This window comes from Halomonas sp. NCCP-2165, from assembly GCF_023708045.1.
Classification (GTDB): Bacteria; Pseudomonadota; Gammaproteobacteria; order Pseudomonadales; family Halomonadaceae; genus Bisbaumannia; species Bisbaumannia pacifica.
The window spans coordinates 25712-38544 of the sequence record NZ_BRCY01000018.1 but is presented as its reverse complement, the minus strand read 5'-3'; the positions used below and the strand labels follow the sequence as shown (position 1 = coordinate 38544).

9 protein-coding genes are annotated in these 12833 nt (G+C 67.7%); 5 read left to right on the top strand and 4 right to left on the bottom strand.

Features of this window, described 5'->3' with window-relative positions; translation table 11 throughout:
• Window positions 1-10: 10 nt before the first annotated feature.
• Entirely contained in the window at window positions 11-2065 is a 2055-nt protein-coding gene (locus NFU04_RS10730; protein ID WP_251309428.1) for a TonB-dependent receptor family protein, read from the bottom strand.
• Window positions 2066-2154: 89 nt separating this feature from the next.
• On the opposite strand from NFU04_RS10730, the gene NFU04_RS10725 reads away from it, so the two are divergent.
• From NFU04_RS10725 to fba, 5 genes are all read left to right on the top strand, one after another.
• Window positions 2155-2886, top strand: a complete 732-nt coding sequence (locus NFU04_RS10725) for a GntR family transcriptional regulator (protein WP_251309427.1) — start codon at window positions 2155-2157, stop codon at window positions 2884-2886.
• A 150-nt stretch (window positions 2887-3036) separates the two neighbouring features.
• The gene (tkt, locus tag NFU04_RS10720; RefSeq protein ID WP_251309426.1) at window positions 3037-5028 is read left to right on the top strand and encodes a transketolase; all 1992 of its coding nucleotides are present in this window, start codon (window positions 3037-3039) and stop codon (window positions 5026-5028) included.
• 161 nt (window positions 5029-5189) lie between these two features.
• Window positions 5190-6215: a type I glyceraldehyde-3-phosphate dehydrogenase gene (locus NFU04_RS10715; RefSeq protein ID WP_251309425.1), complete on the top strand. Its 1026-nt coding sequence runs from the start codon at window positions 5190-5192 to the stop codon at window positions 6213-6215.
• Window positions 6216-6252: 37 nt separating this feature from the next.
• On the top strand, window positions 6253-7416 hold the full coding sequence (locus NFU04_RS10710; RefSeq protein ID WP_251309424.1) for a phosphoglycerate kinase: 1164 nt from the start codon (window positions 6253-6255) through the stop codon (window positions 7414-7416).
• 52 nt (window positions 7417-7468) lie between these two features.
• Window positions 7469-8533: a class II fructose-bisphosphate aldolase gene (gene fba, locus NFU04_RS10705; protein WP_146803125.1), complete on the top strand. Its 1065-nt coding sequence runs from the start codon at window positions 7469-7471 to the stop codon at window positions 8531-8533.
• A 75-nt stretch (window positions 8534-8608) separates the two neighbouring features.
• On the opposite strand, the gene NFU04_RS10700 is transcribed toward fba, so the two are convergent.
• The 3 genes from NFU04_RS10700 to NFU04_RS10690 form a co-directional block, all read right to left on the bottom strand.
• On the bottom strand, window positions 8609-9499 hold the full coding sequence (locus tag NFU04_RS10700; RefSeq protein ID WP_251309423.1) for an SMP-30/gluconolactonase/LRE family protein: 891 nt from the start codon (window positions 9497-9499) through the stop codon (window positions 8609-8611).
• Between the two features lie 13 nt (window positions 9500-9512).
• A complete protein-coding gene (locus tag NFU04_RS10695; RefSeq protein WP_251309422.1) occupies window positions 9513-11312 on the bottom strand; it encodes an IlvD/Edd family dehydratase in 1800 nt (599 codons plus the stop codon).
• Between the two features lie 78 nt (window positions 11313-11390).
• Entirely contained in the window at window positions 11391-12797 is a 1407-nt protein-coding gene (locus NFU04_RS10690; RefSeq protein WP_251309458.1) for a sugar porter family MFS transporter, read from the bottom strand.
• Window positions 12798-12833 lie beyond the last annotated feature (36 nt).

Sequence of the window (12833 nt, the reverse complement as noted above, 5' to 3'; positions counted from 1 at the left end):
CCGACCGGGCTCAGAAGGTCATGTCCAGCCCCAGGCTGTAGGCACGCCCGGGCAACGGCACCCGTCCGACCGGGCTGACATCCACCCCCCGGAAGAAGGCATCGGCATCGGTCAGGTTGTGGGCCCCCAGGGTCAGGCTGGCATCGACCGCCACCGGGAGCCGATAGGCGAGGCTCGCATCCAGCTGCCAGTAATCGGGCTGCTCGCCGGCGCTACCGTCAGGCGTCTCCGCCTCGGTGTTGGCGGCATCGGAGAAACTCTCCGCCACATAGCGGCCGTTCAGGCCCAGGGTCCAGTCGCCCTGCTCCCAGCCCGCATACAGGTTGAGCAGGTGTTGCGGCGCATTGGGCACCTCATTGCCGGCATGCTCGCCGTCACGCTGCTCGGTATCGAGCCAGGTCCAGGTGCCCTCCAGGCTCAGGGGAGCATCGCTCGGCGCCCAGGCCAGGCGGGTCTCCAGGCCCTGGTAGCGGGTGCGGCCGAGATTCTTGAAGCTATTATCCGGCTGCTTGACGATCTGGTCCTCGTTATCGATGACGAAAGCGGTGGCCTCGGCCTGCCAGGCCCCGGCGGTGTAGCGTCCCCCCAGCTCGTAGTTCCAGGCGGTCTCGTTGGCCAAATCGCCCGGTTTGGTGACCTGGGCCAGCTGCACCGGGGTCAGGGAGCGCTGGCCGGTGGCGAAGAGATACCAGGCCTCGCTGGCCTCGAAGCCGACGGTCAGGCCCGGCAACCAGGCCTCGGCGACATTCTCGTCCTGGTCGCCACTCTTGGCATCAGCGAAGTCCATCTCGGCCCGCTCGTAACGCAGCCCCGGCGTCAGGGTCCAGCCGCTGTCGCCGAGCCGCCAGGTATCGCTGATATAAGCGGCCACGGCCCGGGTCTCGAAGTCCCAGCGACGCACCTCGCTGGTGGTGCCACTGGCCAACTCTTGCCGGTCGACATCGAAATCGACGCTCTCCTCCAGGTAGCGAGCCCCCAGCATCAGGGTATGATCGCCGTGGCGCAGGGCCAGGCGCGGCTCACTGGCCCAGACCCGGAAGGGGCGCGGCGAGTTGGCGACATGGGTGGTGGGCGCCGCCGGATCGGCCCAGTCAAAGCCGGTGCCCAGGCTCTGGCCGAACCAGAAGGTGCGATCGCTGCGATGACCGAAGTGACGCCAGCTGAAATCCACGTCCTCGTTGGGTTGCCAGCGCCAGGTCAGGTGCCCTCGCCAGGTATCGGCCTCGAAGCGATCATAAGGGCGCTGGGAATCGCTACGGTCGCCTTGGTATGCCTCGGGGGAGAGGGCCCCCGGCAGTTCGGCATCCACCCGGTAATACTGCAGCTGGCCGCTCAGGGTATGGGCCTCGCCGAGCGCCAGCTCGCCGTCGAGGATAAAGTTGTCGACTTCGGTATCGCTGTGCTCCCGACTCCCCTCGCCGCGGACCAGATTCGCCTGGAACTGCAACCCCAGCCGCTCACTGACCTGACCACCGACCCGCAGATAGTTGTCGCTCAGCACATGGCCGGTGGCCTCGTCCACGGTCAGCCGCTCGCGCAGCTGAGTCTCGGGCTCGTAGGGGATCCCCCGGGTCACGAAGTTCAGTACGCCACCGACATTGTTGGGACCGTAATGAACCGCGGCCCCGCCACGCACCACGTCCACTCGCTCCAGGGTGGGCAGGGTCACCGGAAACAACGAGACGCCGATGTTACTGTAGGGCCCCAGGGCCACGGGGATGCCATCGACCAGGATCTGGACTCGCTCGCTGCGCCGCGGCGACAGGCCACGCACGCCGATATTGGGCAGGATGCCGGTGCCGGTCTCGTCCTGGACATGCACCCCCGGCACCCGTGCCAGGGCATCCTCGAGATGGCGCACCTCGCCGGCCTCGAGGGTCGATTCGTCGAGAGCGAGTCGCCCTCCCGGCGTGGTGCGGGGATCCGTCCGGGTCGCCCCCAGCCAATCGCTGGAGACCACCAGGGTATCGAGGGTCAGCTCCCCCTCGGCCCAGGCGGCGGGAGAGAGGAACGAGGCGGCCAGAATGGCCAGTGACAGCGGCGCAAGGCGGTGGCGCGAATGCATAGCGGATCCCGTTGCTAATGATTATCAAAGACGAGGCGAGATCATATATAATTGGCGCCAATCTGCAAGGGAAATTGCCGGAGGAGTTCATGACAGAGCCGACCCATAGCAACGAACTGGCCTGGCTGCAGGAGCAGCTACGCCTGGGCATGAGCGGCGGGCGCTTCCCCGCGGGCAGCTGGTTGCGCCAGGATGCCCTGGCGGAGCAGTACGGGGTGAGTCGCTTCGTGGTGCGCGGCGCCCTGGAGCGACTGGCGGAACTGGAAAGCATCGAGCACGTGCCGAACCGCGGCTATCGCGTGCGCCACTGGAGCCTGGAGGAGCGCCGCGAGCTCACCGAGGCGCGCCTGGTAATCGAGCAGGCCATGGTGCCACTGATGATGGCACGCAAGACGCCGACGGGGCTGGCCGAGGCACGCCGGGCACTCCACGACTTCGAGCGTGCCGCGGAAAGCCTCGACGGCGAGGCCCTGGCGTTGACCAACCATGCCTTCCATCGCGCCCTGGCCGACCTGGCGGGAAACACGGCCCTGGCCCGCCAGGTCAACTGGCTGCGAGAACAAGGCCTGCGCGGCGCCGGCCCGGGCTGGCCCAAGGCCGGCGGGGTAACACGCAGCCTGGCGGAGCACCGCGAGATGCTGACGGCCCTGGAGCGCAACGACCCCATCGCCCTGCAGGGCGCCATCCAGCGTCACCTGACCGCCTGGCAAGAGCGCGGGGCGACGACGACCGCCGGCGCCCGGTCCGGCGAAGAGCACGCCGGCCGCCTGAAAAATGGCGCCAATCCCGCGTCACCATGCAGGCCCCCGGAGATTATTTGAAGGCCGCGTCCCATTCGGCGACAATAAGCGACCAAAATCGACCGCGCCGCCCCATTTGGCGGCGCATCCCAGCCAGAATCCACGTCCGGCCACGCCCCAGGCCCGACCGTGTCACCGCATACTATCTGCCCTAGGCGAGGAGCTGCCCCCATGCCGTCCCGTTTCGAACTGGCCAACGCCATTCGCGCCCTGTCCATGGATGCCGTCCAGAAGGCCAAGTCCGGCCACCCCGGCGCCCCCATGGGCATGGCCGATATTGCCGAGGTGCTGTGGAACGACCACCTCAAGCATAATCCGGCCAACCCCCACTGGGCCGACCGCGACCGCTTCGTGCTCTCCAACGGCCACGGCTCCATGCTGCTCTACTCCCTGCTCCACCTGACCGGCTACGACCTGGACCTGGAGCAGCTGCAGCACTTCCGCCAGCTCCACTCCAAGACCGCCGGCCACCCGGAGCTCGGCTACGCCCCGGGCGTCGAGACCACCACCGGCCCCCTGGGCCAGGGCCTGGCCAATGCGGTGGGCATGGCGCTGGCCGAGAAGACCCTGGCCGCCCAGTTCAACCGTCCCGGCCATACCATCGTCGACCACACCACCTGGTGCTTCCTCGGCGACGGCTGCCTGATGGAGGGCATCTCCCACGAGGTCGCCTCCCTGGCCGGGACCCAGCAGCTCGGCAAGCTGGTCGCCTTCTATGACGACAACGGCATCTCCATCGACGGCGAGGTGGAAGGCTGGTTCACCGACGACACCGCCAAGCGCTTCGAGGCCTACGGCTGGCACGTGGTGCCCAATGTCGACGGCCACAAGCCGGAAGAGATCCAGGCCGCCATCGAGCTGGCCAAGACCCACGACGACAAGCCGAGCCTGATCATCTGCAAGACCATCATCGGCTTCGGCGCCCCCAACAAGCAGGGCAAGGAAGAGTGCCACGGCGCGCCCCTGGGCGACGAGGAAGTGGCCGCCGCCCGCGAACAGCTGGGCTGGCCCCACGCCCCCTTCCATGTCCCCGAGGAGATCTACCAGGGCTGGGACGCCCGCCAGCGCGGCGAACAGCTGGAGAGCGACTGGGAGGCGCGCTTCGCCCGTTACGCCGAGGCCTTCCCCGCCGAGGCCGCCGAATTCCAGCGCCGCCTCAAGGGCGAGCTGCCCAAGGCGCTGACCAGCGAGAAGCTGATCGAGGACGCCCAGGCCAAGGGCGAGACCGTCGCCAGCCGCAAGGCCTCCTTCCAGTGCCTCAACGAGCTCGGCCCGCAGCTGCCCGAACTGCTCGGCGGCAGCGCCGACCTGGCGCCCTCCAACCTGACCTTCTGGAAGGGCGCCCAGGCGATCTCCCCGGAGGCCCCCGGCGGCAACTACCTGCACTACGGGGTCCGCGAGTTCGGCATGGGCGCCATCATGAACGGCATCGCCCTGCATGGCGGCTTCGTGCCCTACGGCGCCACCTTCCTGATCTTCATGGAGTACATGCGCAACGCCGTGCGCATGGCGGCGCTGATGGGTCAGCAGGCGGTCTACGTCTTCACCCACGACTCCATCGGCCTGGGCGAGGATGGCCCCACCCACCAGCCCATCGAGCAGCTGACCAGCCTGCGCTCCACCCCCAACCTGGCCACCTGGCGCCCCTGTGACGCCGTGGAGACCGCCGCCGCCTGGGATGCCGCGGTCAAGCGCCACGCCGGCCCCACGGCGCTGGTGCTGTCGCGCCAGAACCTGCCCCACCAGGAGCGCGACAAGCACCAGCTGGCCAATATCCAGCGCGGCGGCTATGTGCTGCGCGACTGCGACGGCACCCCGGAGCTGATCCTGATCGCCACCGGTTCCGAAGTGAGCCTGGCCATGGACGCCGCGACCCGGCTGAGCGAGCAGGGCAAGGCGGTGCGGGTGGTCTCCCTGCCCTCCACCGATGCCTTCGATGCCCAGGACGCCGCCTACCGCGAGTCGGTGCTGCCCAAGGCGGTCACCGCGCGCCTGGCCATCGAGGCCGGCCACCGCGACTTCTGGTTCAAGTACGTGGGCCTGGACGGCGATATCGTCGGCATGAGCGGCTTCGGCGAGTCCGCCCCGGCGGGCGACCTCTTCAAGCACTTCGGCTTCACCGTCGACAACGTCGTCGAGCGCGCCCAGGCGCTGCTGGGCTAAGCGACGCGGCCCCGGCGGGCCGAGCCTCGAGCCACGGGCGCCACTCCTCGGAGTGGCGCCCGTCGTCGTTACGGCCATGCCCCACCGGCCGCCTGCATCGGCGGCGCTTTTGCGCTAGAATCGCCCACTCTGAACGAGTCACGGGAACGAGTGCCGACGCCATGGCCTATCGCATCGCCATCAACGGATATGGCCGTATCGGCCAGTGCGTGCTGCGCGCCCTGGTGGAGCGCGCCCAGGAGCTGGGCGGCACCCCGCTGGAGGTGGTGGCCATCAACGAGCTCTCGGACCTCGAGACCATCGCCTACCTGACCCGCTACGACACCACCCACGGGCGCTTCCCCGCCACCGTGGAGGCCGAGGGCGGTCGGCTGCTGATCGACGATCACCCCATCCATATCCTCTCCGAGGCCGATCCGGACCGCCTGCCCTGGGCCGAGCTCGACATCGACCTGGTGCTGGAGTGCTCCGGCAGCTTCAAGGATCGCGCCACCGCCGAGCGCCACCTGGCCGCCGGCGCCAAGCGCCTGCTCTTCTCCCAGCCCGCCGAGAGCGACGTGGACGCCACCATCGTCTGCGGCATCAACGACCATAGCCTGGCGGCGAGCCAGCGCATCGTCTCCGCCGCCTCCTGCACCACCAACTGCCTGGTGCCGGTGCTCACCGTGCTCGACGAGGCCCTGGGCGTGGCCCACGGGGTCACTACCACCATCCACTCGGCGATGAACGACCAGCCGGTGATCGACGCCTACCACCAGACCGACCTGCGCCTGACCCGCTCGGCCATGCAGTCCATCGTGCCGGTGGATACCGGCCTGGCGCGAGGCCTCAACCGCCTGATGCCGAGCCTGGCCAACCGCTTCGAGTGTCTGCATGTGCGGGTGCCGACGATCAATGTCTCGGCCATGGACCTGGCCATCTGCGTCGAGCGCGACACCGACGCCGCCGAGGTCAATGCCCTGCTCCGCGAGGCCAGCCGGGGCCGGCTGGCGGGGCTGCTCGGCTATACCGAGGAGCCCACCGCCTCCATCGACTTCAACCACGATCCGCGCTCGGGTATCGTGGACGCCACCCAGACCCGGGTGGCCGGCGGCCGCCTGGTGAAGATGCTGTGCTGGTTCGATAACGAGTGGGGCTTCGCCAATCGCATGCTCGACGTGACCCAGCGCCTCGCCGCCCTCGATTGACCCAACCCTGGCTTGCCTAACGAAGGAACACGTGCCGATGAACGTACGCAAGATGACCGACCTGGAGCTCGCCGGAAAGCGCGTGCTGATCCGCGAAGACTTGAACGTGCCCATCAAGAATGGCCGTGTGACCAGCGATGCGCGCCTGCGCGCCGCCCTGCCCACCATCGAGGCGGCCCGGAACGCCGGCGCCAGGGTGATGCTGATGAGCCACCTGGGCCGCCCCACCGAGGGCGAGCCCACCGAGGAGTTCTCCCTGGCGCCGGTGGCCGAACGCCTCGGCGAGCTGCTGGGCCGCCGGGTCACCCTGATCAAGGACTACCTGGATGTGGCCCTGGACCTGGCCGACGGCGAGGTGGTGCTGCTGGAGAACGTGCGCTTCAATGCCGGCGAGAAGGGCGATGACGAGGCACTGGCCAAGCAGTATGCGGCCCTCTGCGATCTCTTCGTGATGGACGCCTTCGGCACCGCCCACCGCGCCCAGGCCTCCACCCACGGCGTAGCGCGCTTCGCCCCCGAGGCCTGCGCCGGCCCGCTGCTGGCCCAGGAGCTGAACGCCCTGGAGCAGGCCCTGGCCACCCCCAAGCGGCCCATGACCGCCATCGTCGGCGGCTCCAAGGTCTCCACCAAGCTCGACGTGCTGACCGCCCTCGCCGAGAAGTGCGACCAGCTGATCGTCGGCGGCGGCATCGCCAACACCTTTATCGCCGCGGCGGGCCATAACGTCGGCAAGTCGCTGCATGAGGCCGACCTGATCGAGCAGGCCAAGGCGCTGATGGCCCAGGTCGAGATCCCGCTGCCTTCCGATGTGGTGGTGGCCACCGAGTTCTCCGAGAGCGCCGCCGCCGTGGTCAAGCCCGTCGACCAGGTCAACGATGACGAGATGATCCTCGATATCGGTCCCGAGACCGCCGCCCGCCTGGGCGCGCTGCTCGAGGACGCCGGCACCATCCTGTGGAACGGCCCGGTGGGCGTCTTCGAGATCGACCAGTTCGGCAAGGGCACCGAGGTGATCTCGAAGGCCATCGCCGCGAGCGACGCCTTCTCCATCGCCGGCGGCGGCGATACCCTGGCGGCCATCGACAAGTACGGCATCGCCGACCGGGTCTCCTATATCTCCACCGGCGGCGGCGCCTTCCTCGAGTACGTGGAAGGCAAGACCCTGCCGGCCGTCGCGGCCCTGGAAGCCGCGGCCCAGTAATCCATCGAATCCCGGGCGGCCCGGCGCCGCCCACCCAGACACAGGTGAGATCATGGCACTGATCAGCATGCGCCAGATGCTGGACCACGCCGCCGAACGCGGCTACGGCATCCCGGCCTTCAACGTCAACAACCTCGAGCAGATGCGCGCCATCATGGAAGCCGCCGACGCCACCGACTCCCCGGTGATCGTCCAGGCCTCCGCCGGCGCCCGCAAGTACGCCGGGGCCCCCTTCCTGCGCCACCTGATCCTGGCCGCCGTGGAAGAGTTCCCGCATATCCCGGTGGTGATGCACCAGGACCACGGCACCAGCCCCGCGGTCTGCCAGCGTTCCATCCAGCTCGGCTTCTCCTCGGTGATGATGGACGGCTCCCTGGGCGAGGACGGCAAGACCCCCATGGACTACGACTACAACGTCGACGTCACCCGCCGTACCGTGGCGATGGCGCATGCCTGCGGCGTCTCCGTGGAGGGCGAGCTGGGCTGCCTGGGCAGCCTGGAGACCGGCATGGCCGGCGAGGAAGACGGCATCGGCGCCGAGGGCAAGCTGGACATGGACCAGCTGCTCACCGACCCGGAAGAGGCCGCCGCCTTCGTCAAGGCCACCCAGGTGGACGCCCTGGCCATCGCCATCGGCACCAGCCACGGCGCCTACAAGTTCACCAAGCCGCCCACCGGTGACACCCTCTCCATCCAGCGCATCAAGGAGATCCACGCCCGCATCCCCGACACCCACCTGGTGATGCACGGCTCGTCCTCGGTGCCCCAGGAGTGGCTCGAGGTGATCAACGAGTACGGCGGCGCCATCCCCGAGACCTACGGCGTGCCGGTCGAGGAGATCGTCGAGGGCATCAAGTACGGCGTGCGCAAGGTCAATATCGACACCGACCTGCGCCTGGCCTCTACCGGTGCCGTGCGTCGCTTCCTGGCCCAGAACCCGGCCGAGTTCGACCCGCGCAAGTTCCTCAAGGAGACCGTCTCCGCCATGCGCGATGTCTGCATCGCCCGCTACGAGGCCTTCGGCACCGCCGGCAACGCCAGCCGCATCAAGCCGATCAGCCTGGAAGCCATGGTCGGCCGCTACGACAGCGGCGAGCTGGATCCCAAGATCAACTAAGGGATTCCACGATGAGGGCGGCCCACGGGCCGCCCTTTTTATGGTTCCATCACGCCCCGAGCCAGGGCGACCCTTCTAGCTCAGCGCCATGGGCTCCGCCTGACCGGCGACCGGCGCCGGCATCCGCAACAGCCCACCGGCCGCCGACCAGCGCGCCTTGCCCGCGGCATCCAGGTGCTGGGTGGCAGTGGTGATATAGAGGGTGCGCAGATCGGGGCCGCCGAAGGCTACCATGGTGGGATGCGGACAAGGCAGCGCCACGCGCTCCACCAGCTCGCCCTCGGGCGAGAAGCGTACCAGTTGTCCGCCGTCATAGAGCGCGCTCCAGTAATAGCCCGCACTGTCCACCGCGGCACCGTCGGGCACCCCCGGCAACTCCAGGGCTTCCAGGTCGACCCAGGCCTCCGGCTCCCCGGTGGCTCCCGTCTCGGCATCGTAGGGAAAGCGCAGGATACGCCGGGTCAGGGAGTCGGTGTGGTAGAGCCAGCGCCGATCAGGGCTGAAGGCCAGGCCGTTGGAAATTCCGAGCCCGGCCCGCCGCCGCACCAGCTCGCCCTTTTCCAGGCAATAGAGGGCCGCCGAGGGGCTCTGTTCATCACCGGCGATGGTACCCACCCAGAGCCGGCCGGCCGCATCGCTACGCCCGTCGTTGAATCGATTCCCCGTCCCCTCGCGCCACTCGGGGTTGGTCGCCAGCGGCTCGATTTTGCCATCGAAGGGCAGGCGCAGCCTGACGATGCCCGAGGCCGTCGCGGCCAGCAGCCCCTCCTCGCAGAGGGCGATACAGCCAACCTTCTCGTCCAGCGTGAGCGTCTCCGGAGCCTCCCCGGTTCCGGGCCGCCAGGCATAAATCACCCCTCGATTGATATCCACCCAGTAGAGGGTCTGTCGCGCCACTGACCATAGCGGACTCTCACCCAGGCTCATCTCCAGTTCGAGCGCCACCTCAATGCGCTGCTCCGTCATCTCGTCTCTCCGCTCAGTGATTGTCCCGTGGCGGGCTGACCCGGGCCACGTCCCGGTACTTGGGCGCCGGCTCGAGCGTCATGCCACGATCCAGCGGCTCCACCAGGGTGCGCTGGATCTCCTGCCAGGGGGTCTGGTGATCGGGGTAGCGATAACCGCCCTGGGCCTCCAGCCGCTGGCGCCGGGCCGTCAGTTCATCATCGCCGATCAGCAGTCTGACCTCGCCCTTGCGCAGGTCGATGCGCAACCGATCCCCTGTCTCGAGCAGCGCCAGGCCACCGCCGGTGGCCGCCTCCGGCGAGGCGTTTAGAATCGAGGGCGAGCCCGAGGTGCCCGACTGGCGGCCATCGCCCAGGCAGGGCAACGACTCGATGCCGCGTTTTATCAGTGCCTCCGGCGGCTGCATATTGACCACCTCGGCGCCACCCGGATGCCCCACCGGGCCTGCCCCGCGCATCACCAGGATGGTGCGTTCGTCGATCCCCAGCGCCGGGTCGTCGATGCGCGCGTGGTAATCCTCGGAGCCGTCGAACACCACCACCCGGCCCTCGAAGGCCTCGGGATCGGCGGAGTCGCTGAGGAAGCGCTCGCGGAAGTCCCGGGAGATCACGCTGGTCTTCATCAGCGCCGAGTCGAAGAGATTGCCCTTGAGATTGAGGAAGCCGGCATGCTCGACGAGCGGGTTGTCGTAGCGGCGGATCACCTCGGGGTCACAGGTCTCACGCCCCGTCAGGTTCTCGGCCAGCGTCCGGCCATTGACGGTGAGTGCCTCGCCGTGCACCCGGCCGGCGCCGAACAGCTCACTCATCACCGCCGGCACCCCGCCGGCACGGTGGAACTCTTCCCCCAGGTAGGCGCCGGCGGGCATCACGTTGGCCAACAGCGGAATCTCATGGCCGAGGCACTGCCAGTCGTCGTTGGTCAATTCGACCCCGGCATGGCGGGCAATGGCATTGACGTGGATCGGCGCATTGGAGGAGCCGCCCAGGGCCGAGCAGGTGACGATGGCGTTCTCGAACGCTTCTCGGGTCAGGATATCGCTGGGCCGCAGGTCCTCCCAGACCATCTCGACGATGCGCTCGCCGGTCTGGTAGGCGGCCATGGCACGCTCCTTGTAGGGCCCGGGGATCATCGCCGACCCCGGCAGGCTCATGCCCAGTGCCTCGGCCATGGAATTCATGGTGGAGGCGGTCCCCATGGTGTTGCAGTGCCCCACCGAAGGCGCCGAATCCGTCGCCCGGGCGAGAAATTCGGCATAGTCGATGTCGCCGGCGGCCAGCCGCTTGCGCAGCTCCCAGATGATGGTGCCGGACCCCACCCGCTCGTTGCCCCGCCAGCCGTTGAGCATGGGCCCACCAGAGAGCACAATGGCCGGGATGTTCACCGTGGCCGCGGCCATCAGCGCCGCCGGGGTGGTCTTGTCGCAGCCGGTGGTCAGCACCACGCCGTCCAGCGGGTAGCCATGCAGCACTTCCACCAACCCCAGGTAGGCCAGGTTGCGATCCAGCGCCGCCGTGGGACGACGGGCGTTCTCGTGGATCGGATGCATGGGGAACTCGAAGGGCACCCCACCGGTGGCACGAATGCCCTCCTTGGTCCGCTTGACCAGCTCGAGATGGTGGCGATTGCAGGGCGTGAGGTCCGAGCCCGACTGGCAGATACCGATGATCGGCTTGCCACTGGCCAGCTCCTCCAGGGTGATCCCGTAATTCATGTAGCGCTCGATGCACAACGCCGTGGTCCCGGGGTGCTCGGGGTTGTCGAACCAGTAACGCGAGCGCAACTGGTCGGATGTGATCTTGCGGTCAGCCATGGCCTTTTCCCTTTACTAACAAGCCAATGAGCCGAGGCACGCAGTCCCCGGCCGGATCCACGATGGCGCCGGGGCGCCTCACTCGTAAGTCATCTCTTCCAGTTCCTTGCCACGCGTTTCCTTGACGCAGTGCTGCACGAAATACACCGACAGCACGGCACAGAAAGCATAGAAGCCGTAGGCACCCGCCAGGCCGATAGAGGCCAGCAAGATGGGGAAGGTCATTGTGATGGCGAAGTTGGCCAGCCACTGGAACAGTCCGGCGATGGCTAGGCCCGAGCCGCGCATCTGGTTAGGGAACATCTCTCCCAGCATCACCCACATCACCGGTCCCCAGGAGACATTGAAGCAAAACACATAGGCATTGGCGGCGAGCAAGGCGAACACGCCCATGTCGTCGCTGAGACGCAGGCTGCCGTCGACCAGGGTCGCCGTGGAGAAAGCGAACACCAGGCAGGCCAGGGTGACGGCCATTCCCACCGAACCGACCCACAGCAGCGGCTTGCGCCCGATCTTGTCGATCAGCGTAATGGCGACCAGGCAGGCCCCGATGCTCACGGCACCGGAGATCACGTTGATCAGCAGGGCATCGCCCTCAGAGAAGCCTACCGACTGCCACAGCACGGCGCCGTAGTAAAACACGACGTTGATGCCCACCAGTTGCTGGAACACCGCCAGGCCGATGCCGACCCAGACGATGCCGTGCACCTTGCCGGTCGTACGGTTGAGCACATCGCTCAGCCGGGGCTTGTGATCGTGGGCCAGGGTGGCGTTGATCTCATCGAGCTTGTCGCCGACCTCACTCTCCGGCATCACCAGGCCCAACACCCGGCGAGCCTCCGGCTCCCGACCACTGCTGATCAGATAGCGTGGGCTCTCGGGAATGAACAGGAGTGCCACCAGGAACACCGACGCCGGCAGCAGCTCCATCCAGAACATCCAACGCCAGGTGGCGAACCCGAACCACAGCTCGGCGACCGCGGAACTGGAAACGGAGGCCAGCACGTAGTTGCTAAGGAACGCCATGAACAACCCACCAATGATCGCCACCTGCTGGATGGTGGCCAGCCGGCCGCGATAGGCCGAGGGCGCCACCTCGCTGATATAGGCCGGCGTCATCACGCTGGCAGCACCTACCGCCATGCCGCCGAGAATGCGATAGAGCACGAATTCTAGGGAGCCCTCCGACACCCCAGAGCCCCAGGCACTGACCAGAAAGAAGATCGCTGCCACGATCAGCAAGGTACGACGCCCGAAGCGGTCCGCCAGGCGTCCGGCGAAGAAGGCACCGATGGCGCACCCCAGCAGCATCGAGGCCACGTTGAAGCCGGTGCCGGCACTGTCGGAACCGAAGGCGGACTGCAGGCCATCGACGGTGCCGTTGATCACGCCACTGTCGAAGCCGAACAGGAAGCCGCCGATGGCGGCAATGCAACAGACGATGAAGATATAGGTCGACTGACCGAGCGAGGCGTGTCCTGGCATATTCATTGTTGTACTCCCGTGTCGTTGTTGACTGTT